Raw genomic sequence first — 18686 nt, forward strand, 5'->3', positions numbered from 1 at the left:
TCATTCAGGACACGCTCATCACTTATGGCTACATCGTGTTCAATGCAACATCCTTGCCAATACGCCTAGTCACAGAAATAACTCTCTGTCTTTCCATCTACCGTCAAGCTCATATTTACCGCCAATAGATTTTTTCGTCCGCCGCCCAGCCTCTTGTCAAAATCATTCTTGATAAACTAAGGCGTTACTTTCAATGGGGGAACATGGGGAGTAACACAATGACAATCTCAATTCAGAGAGTCTCTCTCGGAAATGCGCGAAAGGGCACATCATGGGGAATGCTCAATCGCGTCGTGAAGCGCGAGAAGCCCGGCGGAAGAAGAACGTCCGTAAGTGGGTAGCACTCAGCGGCGCAGGCATCGTCTTACTCAGCGGTGGAATACTTACTTATAACTTAGGCAGCAATAACCAGACTCAGGATCCGCAAGCGATCCCCTCTAACTGCGCCACCACTCAACGCGTGAGCGTAGAGACCACCAAAGCTATGGCGGAAATTCTTAAAAATATTCCGGTCTCTGACGAAGACTGCATCACTCTAGCTATCAGCAGTGACTCAGCGACGACCGAAACCGCCCAGCACATTATTAGCGGCAAGTCTGCCCCGAATCTATGGATTCCAGATTCTTCAACCCGAGCAGAGCTAGCTCTTGCGGGCAAAGCTCAAGTAATCACCAAAGCAGACTCTTTGGCCAGCACTCCAGCAGTTATCGCAACGACCGGAAACAATCGCGTGGAGAGCTGGAATGATGCTCTACACGATTCTTCCAGCATAAAAATGAGCGACCCTAAAGACGATTCCGGTGCTTTTATGGCGTTACTCAACGCCACAGCCGAAACAAGTCATAACGCAATTTCGCAAGAAGATTTTAGCGCCAACATTGGACTACGTGCCCAAACTATCGGTGTAGACGATCCGGAGCGCAACCCCTCTGATTTACTCTCCTCGGTGAGCGATCACAGCATTGACTCTGCCATTGTGACTGAGTCTGATTTTGCTCAATACCGCAAAGATCATGCGGATTCTAAAGTGAAGGCCTACGTTCCCAGTGGAAAAACAGGCATGCTAGATTTCCCGATGTACCAGCCAACCACCGGCGCAGACACCAACCGAACTGTTGGTTTAGCCGCCGATAAAATCGAGAATTACATCAATTCTGACGAGGGTAAAAAAGCTCTTGAAGAACAGGGGCTACGTTCTGACCCCGGTCACGAACTTGCCGAAAATACGGTAGGCGTTGTTGATTCTCTCAGCACCGACAACCCCAAGATTATTGCCAACATGTGGACCTCCTACCTACGCCAGTCCGCTCCGCTCAACGCGTTGGTGGCAGTGGACGCCTCCGGCTCAATGAGCACCAAAGTAGGAGACAGCGGACGCACCCGCATGGATATTGTTAAAGAATCCGTAGTTTCCGGTTCCCAGCTCTTTCCACCCCGTGACTCCATTGGTTTGTGGAGTTTCGCGCTGGATATCGCCAAGGATAACCAGGGCAAATCGCTGGATTACAATCCGCTCGTCCCCATCCGCAATCTCGGCGAAGATGTCGATGGAAAGAACCAGCGAGAAATCTTGCGTACCGCCGGCGAGAAAATTCAGCCCTACCCCGATTCCCATACCGGGCTCAACGACACCACTTTGGCAGCATTCGAAGAGGTCAAATCTCAGTTTGACCCAGACGCCGCTAACGTCGTTGTTATTATGACCGATGGTGAAAACTCAGATAAGGACTCCATTTCCACCGAGGATCTTATTCGAACCATCAATGAACAGCAGGATAAAGAGAACCCGATTTATATGCTCTTCATTGGTGTATCCGATGATGCAAACATGGAATCGCTGCGGCATTTAGCACAGGAAACTAAGGGTGAAGCCTTTACGGCAAACTCCGCTGAGGACATTCAGAAGATTTTCCAGGAAGCACTTTCCGTAGCAGATGAGCCCACCGGCCCCACCGCTACAGCGGCAGCAGCCTATTCAGCTCCTGCCCAGTAAATCTGAATAACCAGTACACCAAAAATTTTGCCCCGAATGATAATTCATTCGGGGCAAAACTGTGAGGAGACCTCGGTTTGTTTAGTGGAAGAAGTGGCGGGCACCAGTGGTGTACATGGTGATACCGGCTTCTTGGGCTGCCTTAATGACTTCCTCGTCGCGAATAGAACCACCGGGCTGGACGACGGCGCGCACACCGGCGTCGAGCAAAACCTGCAGCCCATCAGCGAAGGGGAAGAAAGCATCTGATGCCGCTACCGCTCCCCGTGCGCGTTCGGCGTCCCCAGCCAGAGAATTAGCGCGCTCGACCGAAAGCTTGCAAGAGTCAACACGGTTGACCTGTCCCATGCCAATGCCTACTGCAGCGCCGCCATTTGCCAGCAAAATGGCATTTGACTTGGCAGAACGCAGAGCTTTCCACGCGAAAGCGAGGTCTGCGAGGGTTTTTTCGTCGGCAGCATTACCCGCTACGAGCTCCCAGTTCTCGGGTTGATCACCCTCTGCCTGAAGGCGATCAGCTTCTTGGAAGAGTACGCCGCCTGAAACTGCGCGATATTCCAAGGAGCCGCGGGAGAATCCCTCGGGCAGAACGAGTATGCGCAGATTCTTTTTAGTCTGCAAAATCTCCAACGCTTCAGGCGAGTAGGAGGGAGCAATAATGACTTCGGTGAAAATATCTTTCACGGTACGAGCCATACCTTCAGATACTTCAGCATTGGTTGCGATTACGCCACCGTAGGCTGAAAGCGGATCGCAAGCGTGTGCTTTGGCGTGTGCATCTGCCACAGGATCGGTAGCGCCGGGAGTTGCTACAGCAATACCACAGGGGTTGTTGTGCTTGATGATAGCAACGGCAGTTTCCTCGAAATCGTAAGCAGCACGAAGCGCAGCATCGCCGTCGACAAAGTTGTTGTAGCTCATTGCCTTACCGCCGAGCTGTTCTGCCTGTGCAATGCCGGGAGCAGCGGCGGGATCGACGTACAGCGCGGCTTTCTGATGCGGGTTTTCCCCATAACGCAGAGTTTCGGAACGTTCGAAAGAAAGCCCGGCAAAGGGAGGCCAGAAGTTAGCATCTTCGTCCTGTTCAAACTGCTGGGCAGTCCAGGTGGCAACAGCGGTGTCATAGGCTGCGGTATGAGCGAACGCCGCAGAGGCTAGACGACGGCGCTCGGCCAGGGTGAATCCACCCTCAGATGCTGCACGTACAACGTCGTCATACCGTGTCGGGTCTACTACCACTGCCACAGCATCATGATTTTTAGCGGCGGCACGAACCATCGAAGGCCCGCCAATATCAATCTTTTCTACAATCGCGTCCTGATCAGCACCCGATGCGACGGTTTCCACGAAGGGGTAAAGATTAACAATCACCAGGTCAAAGGGTTCAATATCCATCTGCTGGAGCGTATCAATATGATCCTGTTTGCGGCGATCAGCCAAAATTCCCGCGTGGACGCGCGGGTGCAGAGTTTTGACTCGACCCTCTAAACATTCGGGGAAATGCGTAATGTCGGAAACTTCGGTGACAGGAACACCTGCTGCTGAAATGGTGGAGGCGGTAGAGCCGGTAGAAATGATGGCGACCCCGGCCTGGTGGAGACCGCGGGCAAGATCTTCAAGACCTGTTTTATCGAAAACAGAGATAAGGGCGCGTTTGAGAGGTACGCGATCGAGCTCGATGAGACTCACAGATGACTCCAATTTCTTGATCCTCGCTCTCAGAGGTGGTTCTGAGAACATCTGGATGGTTAGGTATTGGGTCGATGTAAGCCCCGACCCTTGGCTTCAGTTCTTGAATCATCAAGAACCTAAATCTTTGGATCGGCCTGGCTACCGATGTTGCGGTTTCTCTTTCGGCAGGCGAGGGGAAGATTCGGCGGCAAGTTCAGAGATAGTCTGAACGAGCAGTTTTCTTTCTTCGACTTTGATGCGCTCGTGCAGGGTTTCTTCGGTGTCTTCGGGCAAAACCGGCACTGCCGCCTGCGCCAAGATAGAACCGGTATCGACGCCAGAATCAACAAAATGCACGGTCAGCCCGGTGATTTTCACGCCGTGGTCGAGAGCGTCTCTAACGCCGTGTGCGCCGGGGAACGAGGGCAATAAAGCCGGGTGGGTATTGATGATTCTGTTCTCAAATTGCTGGACGAAATCGGCGTCCACAATCCGCATGAATCCCGCAAAAATAACAAAATCTGGGGAGAACGAGGCAACCGTTTTTTCCAGGTGTCTATTCCACTCTGCGCGAGTTTCAAAATCTGCAGGCTCTACTAAAAAGGTCTCAATGCCTGCCCGTTCGGCACGTTCGATGCCCACACAGGGTTTATCGGCACCGACGGCGGCAACTTCAACCTCAAGCTGGCCGGCTGCTACGGCGTCCAGAATCGACTGCAGGTTAGTACCGGAACCTGAAACCATCACCACAATGCGCATATCAGAGAGTTTACCGTACAGTTGCAGCCGTTATCATGCGAAGAGGGAATGAGCCCAGGGTGATTATCTGCTAACTTTTCCCGATAGTTCCTGTTACGGTTCGCGGGGTATTCTTATCCCTATGTCTGAAAACGTAAATACTTTAGAAGAAATGCCTGCGCCTCAGCGAGAAGCCCGGAAGAAACTGCTGATTATTCAGCGTCTCATGCTTGCCGCTGGTGTGCTTTCTTTCGTTTTCATGATGTACACCGGCTGGTGGCTTGTTGCCGCGCTGGTGGCTGAATTGCTTGCCCTCGGTTTGGGTATCCGCTCGTTGTTTCTGATGCCGCGTGCACGTAGCGGTGGCTTCGAATACACCGTGCTCCTCCTCTTTTTGCTGGGAATCGCATATCTCACCTTTGGCACCGTGGTTCAGCTCGTTTTCGTGGAACAGACCAACGCTTACGCCGAGTGTATCCAGAATGCACTGACACTCAGCCGCCAGGGACAGTGCAACCAACAGCTTCAGGACAACCTGCTCGGGGCTCTGCTCGGCGGCGAGTAATTCTAAGAGTCGTTTTCTTCCCGCGTTTTTCGCTGTTTTTTGAGGGATTTAGGACGGCGAATCACCGCGCCGCGAGCCAGCTTAGGTTGCTCTGGCGCCGCCTTTGATTCTTCAGCGCGAACGCTCCCCTGGTTTAGATTTTCTGAAGTCTCAGATTGCTGTGCAGGTTCTAGTGCGGCGGGTTCTACTGCTGAATCTTTCTCGGCGGAAACTTCTCCTTCTTCGGCGGAGTCTGCAGAAACATTTGCCTCAGTGGACGTTAACTCTGCTGCATCTTGCTGCTGGGCTGAGTCTGCTGGGGATTCTTCGGCTTCGTCGAGAACAAAAACGTCCTCAGATTCAGTCTCTGTAGCCACTGAATCTGCCGCTTTCGAGCCCTTAGAACCGGAGCGCGCTGCCTTTTTCTCGGCCTTTTGCGCAGCTTTAGCCTTCTTCTGTTCTTTTTTCAGACGGCGCTTATTCTCGCGCGATTCGCCAGCAAATCGATCCAGTTCTTTACTGTTATCCGGTTCAATCATCGGTGCCAGTATCGACCCCAACAGTACGCCTACAGCTATCCACAGCGCCGTCAGTAATCCAAAGAACCAGGGGGTAGGACCCACATGAGTGAATCTGCCTAGACCCAAAGAACCGTGAGCGAACCAGCCCACCGCCGCCGTCATGATGCCTGTAGGGACAGCGATAAATACAGCCAGGCATAACGTAGAAAGGAGAGCTGATAACCAGCGGAAACGAATCTTCAGCGAAACCCACTCATCAAAATGATTTTCACCGGCGCGGAAGAACCACCATCCAGCAAGAGCACCCGCAAGAATCGGAACCAGCACCGCCAGATAAGAGAAAGGGTCAATGGGCTGCGGAATTGCCCCCAGCACAGGAAGAGCGGGCATAGCCCCCACTGAAGTCTGCGAAAGGTTGGCAATGGTACCCTCGCCAAACGAGAACCCTGCGCCGGTACTCCACGCCATCGCCCAAATAATCAGGTTAGGAACAATGCCGAGTTGAAGCAGAGTCACAGCGGTGTCCCCCACTGCCCCAGCACTGAGAAGCTGGTAAACCGCAAGAATATCGTTCCAGTTATACAGAACGGTGAGCGCAAAAAGTAGCGCGCCCCCGGCAATAAAAGCCAGCAAAGCAACCAAGGACGAACGCAAAACCGCCCACACGTAAGATCCAGCCCACCTGGAATACTGACTAAATTTACCAACCCACTCAGCCGCATTCACACCAATCATGCGAGCCAAAGAGCGCGATTCAAACCAGGCACCGCAAATCGTTCCCAGCAAAACCACCCAGAGCGGAATGAGAAAAGCCAGTAAAGGATGGGTGGTCACTGTAGCAGTCGAGGAAAACAGGCTTAACGCCAACGAAATCGCCAGATAGGTGAGACTGCCCGATACCAGGGGAACCCAAAATTGGCCTTCATAGGATGCCTGCGCCAACCGTCGTCCAGACCGAAAGCACAATGCCAACGGCACAAGAGTCAGACCCAACGGAATAAGGCTGAACGTGCCAGATACCGCCGCGAAAGAACCGTGTTGGGGAATATTCAAATCCAGTGGAACACCATGAATCAGCAACCAAATCTGGCTGGAAAGTTGTGAGACACCCAGCAAAGAGGAGTCATTAAACCCGCCGGCAAACCACACTGCCACCAATAAAATGAGCACGGTCGCGAACGAAAGTACAGCAGTCATTAACAGTTCGATAGCCCCCTGCATCCAAAGAGGCATAGGGAGCGAACGTTTCGGCGGGGTTTTGGAAGTGGTGTTCATCGTCCTTTATCTTTTCACGAACTGCACCCTCAGGTGTAGCTGGCAGTCGCTTTGAGCACGATTTGAATCCACATTTTTCGAAAATAGCCAGCAAGCTCTCAGGTTCTCATCCCTAAACTAGAGAGATGAGTAGTTTTTCATCTATGCCTTATGTTCTCATCACCGGCGCGTCCTCTGGAATTGGCGCAGCTTTTGCCCGTGAATACGCCACACGGGGATACTCTTTAGTGCTGAGTGGACGGAGGGTCGAGAAACTTGAAGAACTCGCTCACGAGTTGAGGACCTCCGATATAGATATAGAGATTCTCCCGGCAGATTTGCTGAAGGGCGACGACGTCCAGCGCCTCATCTCGCGTCTTCAACAGGAGACGAACCCCGTAGAAATTCTGGTCAACAACGCTGGTTTTGGTCTAGGCAAAGACTTTCTTTCAGCAAGCGTTCAGAGTCATCTCAACCAAGTGGAGGTCTTGGCAAAAGTTCCGCTGGCACTGATGCACGCGGCGTTGGGCCCCATGGTTGATAGGGGGCGGGGGCGAATCATCAACGTCGCATCTGTTGCTGCCTTTACTCCCGGTGGAACCTACTCTGCAGCTAAACGGTTTTTGGTGTCTATCAGTGAATCAGCAAATTTGCAGTATGCTACCCGCGGGGTAAGTGTCACCGCCGTCTGCCCCGGACTAACGCGGTCAGAATTTCACCGTGTTATGGAGGTTTCTGAGCCTCAGGTGCCAGGGGTATTCTGGCTGAGCGCCGAGCAGGTTGCTCGCACCGCCATTACAGCGAATATTCAAGGCAAAGCGGCAGTAGTGCCGTCGGCGCCCTACAAGATTATGCGATGGAGTAATGCCCTACTTCCCCAGAAAATCATTGGAAAAGCGCTTGAGCGAACCCGCAATTACTAGGGTTATTCTTCAGTAAAAGGATTAGTCGCCTGAACACCCCACCGTTGATACACCTCTGCTTTGGAAGAGGCAATCTCCAGCTGGTGCACTTGAGCCGTTGCACAGATGAGCCCCTCTAAAGCCGCGGTGGGGAGCGGCACGGTTCTCTCAGAACCTACCGCGTGGAATCCCCGCTCAGCCTGGCGACCAGCCCATTCCAACGAAACCTTTTCATCGATTTCTAAAACGTGCTCCCCAAAACGATCTACCAGTTCGCTGAGCCAGCGTTCTGTTTCCGTATAGGGGTAAAGTCCTTTAAGCTCGCCCAAGCTTAACACCGAAATGTAGAGAACTTTATAGGAGTTACGCCGCAGAAAAGCTACCACCTTCGGGTCAGGAGTCGCTTTGCGGATTTCCGCCAGCACATCCGAGTCAAGAAGGAGTCCGGAAAACTGGCTCATGCGACCTGAAGTACGCCATATTCAGTGGCAGGAACCCCTGATGGATTTGGGGTCAGCAAAAAGTTGAGAAATTCCGAACGCTCATTAGAGATGCGGGTGTAATCCTGGATAGAAACTGCGGAGTAGCCTCCACGAGCAGTCACCGCAACGGTGCTGAGGTTCTTCTGAATAGTTTCGTGGGGTCGAGCGGTGGTAGTCATAGCCACACTGCGCCTTCGCGCATTCCTTTCGAAGTGCTCTTGTCTGTACCAGCCTGCGTTGGTAGCAAACGCGCTAACAACGCGAATACAGACCGCTTCGTCATCCGAGCCACCCGTGAACATGGGGTTGGCGTTCAACTAAAGTCGGAGCTTGTCAGTTGAAACTCTTGAAGCTGTTTAAAACCATAACCCACCGTTTCTGAAAATAAAATACCGTCCCAGAAAAAAATTGATTTACCCGGGAGGGAAGCCATCCCCTAAAATGTGAAAAGGGTAAAAATTGAGGGCGAAAAAACTTTCGTTCTCAATCATTCACCTCCTCTGCACCTCCAAAGACCCATGTCTTTGATAAATCCCCCCCATTGAGGTATTGCCCGCCAAGGAAGCCCTACATGTTATCCAATAACGCAATAAAGTTTCTCTCCCGACGTCTCATAGCGCTCTCTGCCACCGCAACGCTTGCCTTGGCAGGATGCTCTCCCGTCGCCACCGACCAGAACGCTCCGGATGAAACCAAAAGCCTCACCGAAGTCCTAGAAGAAAATCCCGATGCCGTATTACCCACTCAAAATGACATCAGGGTACAAAAAACTATCCCCTACCTCATGGCCTCCCCCACAACCGAGTACTTTAACGCAAAACAGTGGCAAAAAACCTCAACCCGCATCCCAGCAACTCAAAAACAGCTGATGTCGGATAACCCACTTCTTGCCGAACAGGTCAACCAAAAATGCGTAGCCTACGAGCAGCTGGGGCTGGGATTATTTAGCACCCCCGGTGGAAAATTTACTATCCAAAAAGGCGAACGCCGTCGTATTGCTCTGGGACAGAATGGGATAGACCAGCTTTCAGGGTATATTTCAGTATTTTCTGTAGCAGATGCCACAGCTGCCCAGCAGCTCATTTCCACGTTAGAAAAGAACTCCGCCGATTGCACAGAAGCCCTGACCCAGCTCTATCCCGGTAGCGAAGATGCTTTTGAGATACATCGAAATCCCACTCCCAGCGGAGCTCCCAGCAACCCTGATTTGACGAGTTTGAGCGGCCAATACTCTGGAGATGCCTTTGGTTTACGAGTCACCAAGGTAGACAACTTTCTCGTAAGCACTTGGTTTAGAACAACCGGACATCATGATGATTCCAACGTGATGGAAACTACCGATTTCATTCACCGCATCGCCGTAGATAAAGCGGAAAAGCACTCTTCGGCTCCCCGCGGTGGACGCTCGCAGACAGCAAATTCTGAACAATCATAGGTAGCACTTCACCACGAAGAATTGTTCTCGGCTAATCTGGTTAAGTTAACCGTTTGGCCCTTATACGGAAGAGACTATGAGCGATTCGACTGCTTTTCCCGCTATCCCCGTCACGGCTGCTGAGATTATTCGTCAGGTAGGGCACGGGGCATATTCACGCGGGCAGAAGTACATGCGGGCGGGCAACGTAGCACGGTATAACTACGATGACGACGCGCGGATGCTCACCGGTGTGGTGACAGGCAACGATGTCACCCCTTATTCCACCAACATCACATTTCCTGCAGTCAAAACTCCCGGTTCACTAGCATTTTCTGCACGATGCACGTGCCCAGTACGCACTGATTGCAAACACGCGGTAGCGCTCATGCTCACCGCCATTGACCGGGCAGATAAGGCGCGTAAGGCGTTGACATCGTTGTCCCCCACCTGGCGTTCCACCCCTACGCACGATGGCGACGGCGCTCCGCAGGTTCCTGAAGACTTCAAGAAACGGTTAGAAAAATTCGGGGTCTACGCGGCGTCTCAACTAGAGAACCGCGCTGAAGATTCTGCAGAAAATTTAGAAGATTTGGCGCTCCTCAACGAGGAGAAACTCTCAAAGGTTCCCGCGTGGAGGCGGTCGCTATCGCATACGTTGGCAGCTCGCCCCGAATTTGGTAGCGATCACGCGCGCAGAGCATCGGCGGCTCTGGATCTTTCCTTTCACGTAGGAACAAAATTTACGCTAGGTAATAAGTCCAAAATCCCGCAGGTAAGTATCCAGGCAAGACCACTCATGATGGGTGCTCGCGGCAAATGGATTAAAGGCGGTTTGAGCTGGGAGAACTTCCAACGGGACCTTTCGCGGAGTATGAGTAGTCATACTCTCTACCCCGAACATGAACGCTGGTTTGCCGAATTCTATTCAGTGGTTCGCCCCTGGCAGTCGGCATATACTTCCCACCGCGATTGGGTGTCTTTGACTGCAGTCAATTCCTCGCTCCTGTGGCGGGTACTCGAAAAAGCCCGAGCCATCGGTCTGCCTATTTTGCTGGACGGTGAAGAAATAAATTTCTCTCTGGCTGATGCGACGTCGGTGGAGCTACTGGTGGAACCTCTTGCAGAGGCGGGTAAAACCGATGACACCGGTTTGAGTCTCAACCCCGTTCTGCGCTGGGGCAGATACTCCATTCCTGCTGAGCACTGCCACAAGTTGGGCGAACCCCGCATGGGTTTTGTGGCGTTAGGGGGTCGAGCACAGGCACGCTACGTGCAATCTGCCGAATCCGCCAAGTGGAGTATCACCCGTAAGCCAGCTTTAGATCTGGTGGAAGAATCTCTCGAAGAAACGACGCCGGCAGAGGGCTCCCCCGCCCGACCCGAGTGGATGAATGAGGCAACCAATATCGTCTTTATCCCCCTCGCCGATCCGCTCGATCCGGTAGCCGAATCATTGGCGATCTCTGGCGCCATCGAAGTTCCCGCCCGGGATAAAGAGAGTTTCTTTGCGGAGTACTACCCTGTCCTCTCTCGCACGGTTCACCTACATACGGTCAATCACAGCGTTGAGCTTCCCCCTGTTCGCTCGCCCCAGCTTGTATTGACGGTAAATTTTGAGGAAGAAAACTCACATACTGCTCGAACCGCTTGGCATTGGGAGTATCCCACCCATCCGTTAGCCACCGAAGATACTGACGAAGACGCGATAGAGATTCTTCCTGCCCTGGGTTACCCAGGCGAAGACCATCAAGATATCCGCGATACCAAGTTTGAATACCGCGTACTCAAAGAGGTCAAGGTCATCCGCCCGGCAGTGCCTTTTACCCGCAATACCTATGAGGGGTGGGCAACCCGGACCCTACTTGAAGACTCGCTGCCCCGATACCGTGAGATTGACGGCGTGCGCATTGACTTTGAGGGCACCGTGCCTGAATTCAAAGAACTCGGTGAACAACCAGAAATCACAGTTTCAGTAGACTCGACGGGCGATAGGGATTGGTTTGGCCTGGGAATCACCATCAAAATGGGTGAATGGTACGTCCCCTTCGCCAAAGTTTTCGAGGCTCTCAACGCCGGAAAAACTCACCTCTTGCTAGGCGACGGCAGCTACTTTGCGTTAGATCGCCCCGAGTTCATGAAATTACAAGAACTCTTGCGTGAAGCCAGTTCCCTGCGCGATAAAGAAACTCCCCTCCAGATTTCCCGCCATCAGGTAGGAATGTGGGAAGAGCTCGAAGAACTTGCGGCAGAAACCGAAACGGTCGATGCGTGGGATAGGCAAGTTGGCGCCCTGCTGAATGTCACTAACGGCCCAGCCCCCGAGCTACCTGTAGGGCTACATGCCGAGCTACGCCCCTACCAGGTCGAGGGTTTTCAGTGGCTTAACTTCCTCTGGGAGCACGAGCTCGGAGGCATACTTGCCGACGACATGGGTTTGGGCAAAACTGTACAGACCATCGCCCTCTTTGCCCGCGCCAAAGAACTCTGGACGCACTGCCAAGACCGCGAGCCAACCGAACGTTTTGCCCCGTTCTTGGTAGTTGCCCCGACATCGGTAGTGCCCAACTGGGAGCGCGAAATCAAAAAATTTGCCCCAGAACTCTCCGTAGCAACCATCTATGAGTCTCAGAACAAATCCAAGAAACCGTTGGCTCGCACCTGTGCGGATGCAGACGTAGTAGTAACCTCCTACGCGCTGTTCCGCATTGATGAAGAAGCCTACGTAGACGCTGGTTTCCAGCAACTCTGGAACGGCCTTATTCTCGATGAGGCGCAGTTCGTCAAGAACGCCAAAACAAAAGCTCACCGCATTGCCCGGGACATTCCCGCCCGCTTCAAATTGGCGGTCACCGGTACCCCCATGGAAAACAATCTTATGGAGCTGTGGTCCATGTTCTCCATCGTTGCGCCGGGGCTCTTCCCCAGCGCCCGCAGGTTCAAGGACTACTATGCCTCTCCCATCGAAGGCGGCGAAGACAAGAAAGCACTGCCCCGCCTGCGCCAACGCATTCGCCCACTCATGAAGCGCCGCACCAAAGATTTGGTCGCCGCAGATTTGCCTGAGAAGAACGACGTGCGCGTGGACGTACCATTAGCCCCGGCGCACCGCCGCGCCTACGACACCGCGCTTCAGCGCGAGCGCAAGAAAGTTCTAGGACTGCTGGAGGACATGGACAAGAATCGTTTTACGGTCTTCCAGTCGCTCACCACCATGCGCCGCATGGCATTAGACGCCAGCCTCATCGACCAAGAGCAATACGGCAGCGTGGCATCGTCCAAGCTGGACTACCTGGAAGAGAACCTGCCGGAAATCGTCGCCGACGGTCACCGCGCGCTCATCTTCTCGCAATTCACAACCTACCTCAAAAAAGTTGCCGAACGCCTGGACTCGCTAGGGATTACCTACCTCTACCTGGATGGCTCAACCCGCGACCGTGCGCGAGTACTCGAAGCCTTTGAACTAGGGAACGCACCCATCTTTCTGATTTCGCTGAAAGCTGGCGGCTTCGGCTTGAATCTGACCTCCGCTGACTACTGCTTCATTATGGATCCCTGGTGGAACCCCGCAGCAGAACAACAGGCGGTAGACCGCGTACACCGCATAGGTCAAACCCGCAATGTGATGGTCTACCGCCTGGTATCAGCCGGAACAATTGAAGAAAAAGTCATGGATCTCAAGGATTCCAAAGCGGCGCTTTTCGACGCCGTCGTGGACGAGGGTCAGTTCTTCTCGCCCTCCCTCACCGCCGAGCAGGTGCGCGATTTGCTCACCAGCTCAGAGGAGTAGGGGATTTATGAGTTCCTTACTTCCGTTTGGCACAGCATCGGCAAGCAATCCCTCTCGCATGGCTCGCGAGCGCTCGCAGATGCGATTCACGCCAGACCCAGCCAGCTTGCCTCACGCTGTGCCAAACAGAAGTTCAGGAAACTAATGAGTAAATCAGGACGTTAGTGAGCTGCCTTCTTCTTACGCGGAATCAGATGCATAATACCGACCACGATGAAGCCCACGATAGCGCCGAAAATCATTGCAACAACGGTTTCAGCAATCCAGCCAACGGTGGCGCCAATCCAGCTGTGGGACAGTGAATGGCCCCACTCAGCCGCATGATGGGCAATAGAGTAAGGGAAGTGCCAACCGAGCGCATCCAAACCGACGAGCAGGATGTGTCCACCAACCCAGAGCATCGCGAAAGTACCCACGATGGAAATGAAGGACATTACCTTGGGCATAGCTCGAACTAAGCCCTCACCAAATTTCTGAGCGCCCGCTGACTTGCGGCGAGCGAGGGCGAGTCCGATATCGTCCATCTTCACCAGCAGACCCACTACGCCGTACACCAGCAAGGTAATGAGGATGGCCACCACAACGAGCGCGGCGGCACGCATCCAAAAAGTACCGTCGGTGGCAATCGAGTTCATGGAAATAACCATGATTTCAGCAGAAAGAATGAAGTCCGTACGAATAGCACCGGAAACAATCTGCTTTTCTGCTTCTGGACCACGAGCAGCCGAGGGCGTCTCAGTTTCCTCATGTGCCGGGGAGAATAACTCAAAAACTTTTTCTGCTCCCTCAAAAGCGAGGTACAGACCACCCAGCATCAACAACGGGGTGAGCGCAGCCGGAAGCAACCAACTCAGCAAAAGAATAACGGGAAGAATAAAAAGTAGCTTATTGCGCAGTGAGCCCATCGCAATTTTCTTGATAATAGGCAGTTCTCGCTTAGGCGAAATCCCATCCACATACTGGGGAACTACTGCAGTATCGTCAATGACCACACCCGAAGCCTTGACGCTCGCGCGCCCCGCTGCGGCTGCGACGTCGTCCACGCTGGCGGCGGTTAACTTCACCAGTGCCGCGACGTCGTCCAAAAGGGCTGCCAAACCACCGGCCATGAAATGCTCTCCTTGAATTGCCCCTGTGGGCTGGGTTGAGGGTTAATCAGTGTTAATAAGCATACTGCACAAGGCTGTAGAGCTTGGGGACTGCGAGTTGAAGGGCGCTCTGTACAGATCGTTCCGATGAAAAGGTCACTAAATCAGTCAAAATGCACTGAAATAAGTGCACTGTCGCTGATTTAGTGACCTTCAGAGCACAGACTATTCAGATTTTGGCGGGACGATCGTGATGGACGCGGTTGCTGGATGATCGGGATTGTGCTGGATTTCGGGAAGAGCGTTGGTTTCGGGGTCCGGTTCGAAGACATAGCGCCAGAGGGCAGGAACCGCTAGCGTGAAACCGCCAATAGCTAGAATGCAAACAGCACCGCCTAGCATTGCCGCCGCCGCCGATCCCACGAGTTGGGCGACGCCACCGACCATTGCGGTGCCGAGGTTGGGGCCACCGGTCACGGTCACAATGAACATCCCATTCATGCGACCCAACATGCTGTCCGGCGCTGCCGTTTGAATAATGGTGGAGCGGAAAACCGACCCCAAAGCATCACACCAACCAGCGAATGCCAGGCCCGCAGCGCCCAGTAAAATTGCCCAGAGATTCTCCGCCAGCGACGTCGAGGGGTTACGCCCGTCCAACCAAAAGGCTACAGCGCCAAAAGCGAAGAACCCGGCACCCCAGCCTACGTATGAAAGGGTGAGAAAACGCCCCTGACGGCGTACGTTCTTGAGCCAACCGGAGAAAGTCACGCCTAGGAAAGCTCCTACTGCACCTGCGGAAAGCAAGAGGCCAGATGCGGCATCACCGCCACCAAATGCCACTACAACAAGGGCTGGAATAAGTGGTTTTGCTTGCGCGAAAATCATGCCGATGAGGTCCACCACGAACGTCATGCCGACCACGGGAACCTGACGTACGAAAGAGAAGCCTTCGACGACCGAACGGATACCACGGGAGGCCCCTTCAGCTTTCTTCTCCGGCACCATGGGAGGTAACTCGTAGAGTGCCCACAGCCCTACCATCATGGCGAAAACGTTAATAGAGTACGTCCATGGATAACCCACCGTTGCCACCAGCGCACCGCCAAGCATGGGTCCGACGCTCATGCCCAAGGTTCCCACCGTCATATTCAATGCGTTAGCAGCCGGTAGCAGACGGCGCCGAACTAGCCGTGGAATAATCGCACCACGCGCTGCCTGGTTGATGGGTTGAAGCAGCGATTCAAAGGCAACCAAGCCATAGAGTAACCAAATATTATGAAGCCCCATCCACGCGTGAACGGCAATGGCCACCGTAACCAGCCACATGCTGATAGATGCCAGGAGAGCAACCTTGCGACGGTCGTAGGTATCAGCAATGACGCCACCGTATAGACCACCCAAAATGAGTGGTCCAACCGCCACCAATCCCGTCAGACCCACCGCACCTGGCGAACCTGTGATGGAGAAAATCTCCAGGGCAATCGCAATCGCAGTGATCTGAAACCCCATGGTAGAAAACACCGACCCCATCCAGATACGGCGGTAATCTCGGCTTTCTTTAAGCGGGGTGGTGTCCATGAGCAGTGAGGGCATGAACACCAGTGTAATCAGGACGTAGAAGCAGGTGGGTCACCTTTTCCGCGAAAATGCACTGAAATAAGTACACTTTCACTAATTTACTGACCCTTCAGCAGAGAGAATAGAAGGAACACCGATGAGAGGAACCCTATGAACATTCCCGATAACCAACCCCTGAAAACTTTTTCCGATGGCAAGACCATTCCCCAGATGGGCTTCGGCGTCTGCGGTATTGCCCCGGATGCCACCGAACGTGCCGTGCTCACAGCGTTTGAAACCGGCTACCGCCACATCGATACCGCCACCATCTATAAGAACGAAAAAGAAGTTGGTTCAGCGCTGAAAAATTCGGGGCTTACTCGCGAAGATGTCTTTGTGACCGGCAAGCTGTGGAACACCGATCAGGGTTTTGAAACTGCTCTGGAAGCCTGCGAAAAATCGTTGGAATTACTAGATACCGATTATCTTGACCTCTATCTGATTCACTGGGCCCAACCTGCCCTGGGAAAGTACCGACAGTCATGGGACGCGCTTATTGAGTTGCGCGAGCGCGGACTGGTCAAATCTATTGGCGTTTCGAATTTCACGACCGAACAGATTGATTCGTTGAAACCGAGCGGGGTTACTCCCGTGGTGCATCAGGTTGAGCTACACCCCTATCTCACTCAGGAGAGTCAGCGCGCCGATAACGCCGACCGTGGAATCTTGACCGAGGCATGGTCGCCGCTGGGGCAGGGCAAGGATATTAACGACGACGCCGTCGCCGCTATCGCTACCGAGCACGGCATTACTAATGCGCAGGTTATTCTTGCCTGGCATTTAGCGATTGACAATATTGTGATTCCTAAGTCGGTCACTGCCGAGCGTATTCGCGCTAATTTTGAGGCTCCGCAGGTGCATTTGACCGTTGATAATCTAATGGCTTTGGGTTCGCGTCCCCAGGGTGAGCGATTGGGCGGAGATCCCGCTGAAGGCGATTTGGGTGCGCCCGAGTATTCAGACCGCGACTCTTTTCGTTCAGCTAAATAAGTAGAGAGCTGCAGCGCCGCTGAGTAAGCTAAAACTGCATACTCTCTGGAAAGGAAAAATATGACTGCCTCACCGCTGAAAAAATTCAATGATGGTAACGAGATCCCCCAGCTGGGCTACGGCGTCTGGCAGGTTGAGAACGAAGTTGCAGAGAAGGTCGTGGAGCAGGCATTAGATGCCGGTTTCCGCCACGTTGATACCGCTCAGATTTATGGAAATGAAGAGGGCGTTGGCGCGGCTCTTGCTCATTCTTCGGTGAGCGAAGACGACGTTTTCGTGACCACCAAGGTGTGGAATGACCAGCAGGAGTTCGAGAAGGCACAGGCCTCTTTTGAGGTGTCGATGAAGAAGCTTGGTCTCTCCAAGCCGCTGGATTTGCTTCTCATTCACTGGGCGAAGCCGGTTCAGGGTACCTACCTTGAGGCGTGGAAAGCACTCATTAATTTGCAGAAACAGGGCAAGGTACGCAGCATTGGCGTTTCGAACTTCCCCGAGGAGCAGTTGCGCGAAATCATTGCCGAAACCGGCGTAACCCCTGCCATCCACCAGATTGAATTACACCCCTACTTCAATCAGCACGCTTTGCGCGAGATTCATAAAGAATTGGGAATTTTGACCGAGGCGTGGTCACCGCTGGGTCAGGGGGGCGACATTTTGAACGACCCCGTGGTCGTGGAGATTGCTCAGGCGCACGAGGCAACCCCTGCTCAGGTTGTCATTGCCTGGCATCTGGCACTGGGTAACGTGGTGATTCCTAAGTCGGTTACCCCAGAGCGCATCAAGGAAAACTTCGCGGCACTTGATATCAAGCTCACCGACGACGAGGTAGAGAAGATTTCTGCTCTGACTAAGAACGACGGTCGTATTGGCCCCGATCCCAAGGACTGCGACTTCTAAGCGGTACACGACTGCAGAATAAACCGGGTGAGGTGTTTCTACCTCGCCCGGTTTCTTGATTTTTGGCTGGGGGCTCCGTCCATATTTTTATGAATTGTTGCCAAATCGCAACCAAATATTGAGGTTTCTAGGGTTGAATTTTCAGCTTATTTGTACTCAACGGTGCTATTTTTGGGTTAGATGATACAACCTGCCTCCGGTGGAGGAGCGTCTGAAGAAATCGAGTAACCATGGTCAGCAATATCAATAAACTCCTTGCCAGCGAAAAAATTCGCTTTCTAATGGTGGGAGGTTTCTGCTTTATTCTGACCATGACTATTAATTACGGTCTGAAATATACGATTATGACCGAGAAGCCCACCACCGCCCTGCTCATAGCCACAGCCATTGCCTCTGTGGTCTCCTATATTCTCTCTGCGCGTTGGACGTGGAAGGACGCCGGCGGCGATCCCCGCCCCAAAGAGATGGTTGGTTTCACGCTGGTGACCCTCGGCGGGATCGCTTTAAACGCTGCGCCACAGTGGGTATCTCGTTACGTTTTCCATTTGGAAACGCCCTATATTTCCCTGCTTGCCCAAGAAACCTGCGACTTCTTGGCTGGTCCCATCCTGGGTACTCTCATTGCCATGATCTTTCGTTACTGGGCTCTTGATCGGTTTGTGTTCCACGGTAAGCAGGCGCGCCAGGACGCACAGCTGAGCGAAATCATTCCAATTACTCGCCCGATTCCCCGCCAAAAACTGCAAGCACCAGCGGGGAATTCAATTGACAAAGCGGCATAG

Annotated in this window: 15 protein-coding genes and 1 riboswitch; of the genes, 8 read left to right on the top strand and 7 right to left on the bottom strand. The window is 53.2% G+C overall.

The features are described from left to right. The first annotated feature begins 271 nt into the window (after positions 1 to 271). Positions 272 to 1993, top strand: a complete 1722-nt coding sequence (locus ACFR81_RS05465) for a substrate-binding domain-containing protein (protein ID WP_343876127.1) — start codon at positions 272 to 274, stop codon at positions 1991 to 1993. 81 nt (positions 1994 to 2074) lie between these two features. Here the strand turns inward: ACFR81_RS05465 and purH are convergent, their stop codons facing one another. Together purH and purN are read right to left on the bottom strand one after the other, a co-directional pair. Then, positions 2075 to 3682 carry a bifunctional phosphoribosylaminoimidazolecarboxamide formyltransferase/IMP cyclohydrolase gene (purH, locus tag ACFR81_RS05470; protein ID WP_343876126.1) on the bottom strand — a complete coding sequence of 536 codons (1608 nt, stop codon included), beginning with the start codon at positions 3680 to 3682 and terminating at the stop codon, positions 2075 to 2077. A 141-nt stretch (positions 3683 to 3823) separates the two neighbouring features. Continuing rightward, on the bottom strand, positions 3824 to 4423 hold the full coding sequence (gene purN, locus ACFR81_RS05475) for a phosphoribosylglycinamide formyltransferase (RefSeq protein ID WP_190617049.1): 600 nt from the start codon (positions 4421 to 4423) through the stop codon (positions 3824 to 3826). Between the two features lie 121 nt (positions 4424 to 4544). Between purN and ACFR81_RS05480 the strand changes: the two genes are divergently transcribed. Beyond that, positions 4545 to 4967, top strand: a complete 423-nt coding sequence (locus tag ACFR81_RS05480; protein WP_190617050.1) for a hypothetical protein — start codon at positions 4545 to 4547, stop codon at positions 4965 to 4967. A 2-nt stretch (positions 4968 to 4969) separates the two neighbouring features. On the opposite strand, the gene ACFR81_RS05485 is transcribed toward ACFR81_RS05480, so the two are convergent. Next, the gene (locus tag ACFR81_RS05485; protein WP_343876125.1) at positions 4970 to 6742 is read right to left on the bottom strand and encodes a cell division protein PerM; all 1773 of its coding nucleotides are present in this window, start codon (positions 6740 to 6742) and stop codon (positions 4970 to 4972) included. A 125-nt stretch (positions 6743 to 6867) separates the two neighbouring features. Here ACFR81_RS05485 and ACFR81_RS05490 point away from each other — a divergent pair, with 125 nt between their 5' ends. Continuing rightward, positions 6868 to 7644 (top strand): SDR family NAD(P)-dependent oxidoreductase, encoded by a 777-nt coding sequence (locus ACFR81_RS05490; RefSeq protein ID WP_343876124.1) that lies wholly within the window; start codon positions 6868 to 6870, stop codon positions 7642 to 7644. Between the two features lie 2 nt (positions 7645 to 7646). Here ACFR81_RS05490 and ACFR81_RS05495 read toward each other — a convergent pair whose 3' ends face one another. Next, positions 7647 to 8084 (bottom strand): PIN domain-containing protein, encoded by a 438-nt coding sequence (locus tag ACFR81_RS05495; RefSeq protein WP_068170434.1) that lies wholly within the window; start codon positions 8082 to 8084, stop codon positions 7647 to 7649. After that, positions 8081 to 8284, bottom strand: a complete 204-nt coding sequence (locus tag ACFR81_RS05500) for a nuclease PIN (RefSeq protein WP_145175659.1) — start codon at positions 8282 to 8284, stop codon at positions 8081 to 8083. Before ACFR81_RS05500 ends, ACFR81_RS05495 begins: the two co-directional genes overlap by 4 nt. 30 nt (positions 8285 to 8314) lie before the next feature. Continuing rightward, positions 8315 to 8457: riboswitch (SAM riboswitch) on the bottom strand. A gap of 219 nt (positions 8458 to 8676) precedes the next feature. Here ACFR81_RS05500 and ACFR81_RS05505 point away from each other — a divergent pair. Next, the gene (locus tag ACFR81_RS05505) at positions 8677 to 9540 is read left to right on the top strand and encodes a hypothetical protein (RefSeq protein WP_343876123.1); all 864 of its coding nucleotides are present in this window, start codon (positions 8677 to 8679) and stop codon (positions 9538 to 9540) included. Between the two features lie 76 nt (positions 9541 to 9616). Next, positions 9617 to 13309 carry a DEAD/DEAH box helicase gene (locus tag ACFR81_RS05510; RefSeq protein ID WP_343876122.1) on the top strand — a complete coding sequence of 1231 codons (3693 nt, stop codon included), beginning with the start codon at positions 9617 to 9619 and terminating at the stop codon, positions 13307 to 13309. Between the two features lie 161 nt (positions 13310 to 13470). Here the strand turns inward: ACFR81_RS05510 and ACFR81_RS05515 are convergent, their stop codons facing one another. Next, on the bottom strand, positions 13471 to 14418 hold the full coding sequence (locus tag ACFR81_RS05515; RefSeq protein WP_068170441.1) for a DUF808 domain-containing protein: 948 nt from the start codon (positions 14416 to 14418) through the stop codon (positions 13471 to 13473). Between the two features lie 204 nt (positions 14419 to 14622). Beyond that, complete coding sequence (locus ACFR81_RS05520) at positions 14623 to 15993, bottom strand: MFS transporter (RefSeq protein ID WP_343876121.1); 1371 nt, start codon at positions 15991 to 15993, stop codon at positions 14623 to 14625. A 135-nt stretch (positions 15994 to 16128) separates the two neighbouring features. On the opposite strand from ACFR81_RS05520, the gene ACFR81_RS05525 reads away from it, so the two are divergent. The 3 genes from ACFR81_RS05525 to ACFR81_RS05535 all read left to right on the top strand — a co-directional run bounded on the left by ACFR81_RS05525 (position 16129) and on the right by ACFR81_RS05535 (position 18686). Further along, entirely contained in the window at positions 16129 to 17007 is an 879-nt protein-coding gene (locus tag ACFR81_RS05525; RefSeq protein ID WP_343876120.1) for an aldo/keto reductase, read from the top strand. 60 nt (positions 17008 to 17067) lie between these two features. Next, complete coding sequence (locus ACFR81_RS05530; RefSeq protein ID WP_343876119.1) at positions 17068 to 17904, top strand: aldo/keto reductase; 837 nt, start codon at positions 17068 to 17070, stop codon at positions 17902 to 17904. 230 nt (positions 17905 to 18134) lie between these two features. Next, the gene (locus tag ACFR81_RS05535; RefSeq protein WP_068170453.1) at positions 18135 to 18686 is read left to right on the top strand and encodes a GtrA family protein; all 552 of its coding nucleotides are present in this window, start codon (positions 18135 to 18137) and stop codon (positions 18684 to 18686) included.

This window comes from Rothia amarae, assembly GCF_042677725.1.
Taxonomy (GTDB): Bacteria; Actinomycetota; Actinomycetes; order Actinomycetales; family Micrococcaceae; genus Rothia; species Rothia amarae.

What these genes read in the sequence shown, in the direction of transcription:
- purN (WP_190617049.1), bottom strand. Translation starts at nt 4,423, where the DNA reads ATGCGCATTGTGGTGATGGTTTCAGGTTCCGGTACTAACCTGCAGTCG.
- ACFR81_RS05525 (WP_343876120.1), top strand. Translation starts at nt 16,129, where the DNA reads ATGAACATTCCCGATAACCAACCCCTGAAAACTTTTTCCGATGGCAAG.
- ACFR81_RS05530 (WP_343876119.1), top strand. Translation starts at nt 17,068, where the DNA reads ATGACTGCCTCACCGCTGAAAAAATTCAATGATGGTAACGAGATCCCC.
- ACFR81_RS05515 (WP_068170441.1), bottom strand. Translation starts at nt 14,418, where the DNA reads ATGGCCGGTGGTTTGGCAGCCCTTTTGGACGACGTCGCGGCACTGGTG.
- ACFR81_RS05465 (WP_343876127.1), top strand. Translation starts at nt 272, where the DNA reads ATGGGGAATGCTCAATCGCGTCGTGAAGCGCGAGAAGCCCGGCGGAAG.
- ACFR81_RS05520 (WP_343876121.1), bottom strand. Translation starts at nt 15,993, where the DNA reads ATGCCCTCACTGCTCATGGACACCACCCCGCTTAAAGAAAGCCGAGAT.
- ACFR81_RS05485 (WP_343876125.1), bottom strand. Translation starts at nt 6,742, where the DNA reads ATGAACACCACTTCCAAAACCCCGCCGAAACGTTCGCTCCCTATGCCT.
- ACFR81_RS05505 (WP_343876123.1), top strand. Translation starts at nt 8,677, where the DNA reads ATGTTATCCAATAACGCAATAAAGTTTCTCTCCCGACGTCTCATAGCG.
- ACFR81_RS05480 (WP_190617050.1), top strand. Translation starts at nt 4,545, where the DNA reads ATGTCTGAAAACGTAAATACTTTAGAAGAAATGCCTGCGCCTCAGCGA.
- ACFR81_RS05495 (WP_068170434.1), bottom strand. Translation starts at nt 8,084, where the DNA reads ATGAGCCAGTTTTCCGGACTCCTTCTTGACTCGGATGTGCTGGCGGAA.
- ACFR81_RS05490 (WP_343876124.1), top strand. Translation starts at nt 6,868, where the DNA reads ATGAGTAGTTTTTCATCTATGCCTTATGTTCTCATCACCGGCGCGTCC.
- ACFR81_RS05510 (WP_343876122.1), top strand. Translation starts at nt 9,617, where the DNA reads ATGAGCGATTCGACTGCTTTTCCCGCTATCCCCGTCACGGCTGCTGAG.
- ACFR81_RS05535 (WP_068170453.1), top strand. Translation starts at nt 18,135, where the DNA reads ATGGTCAGCAATATCAATAAACTCCTTGCCAGCGAAAAAATTCGCTTT.
- ACFR81_RS05500 (WP_145175659.1), bottom strand. Translation starts at nt 8,284, where the DNA reads ATGACTACCACCGCTCGACCCCACGAAACTATTCAGAAGAACCTCAGC.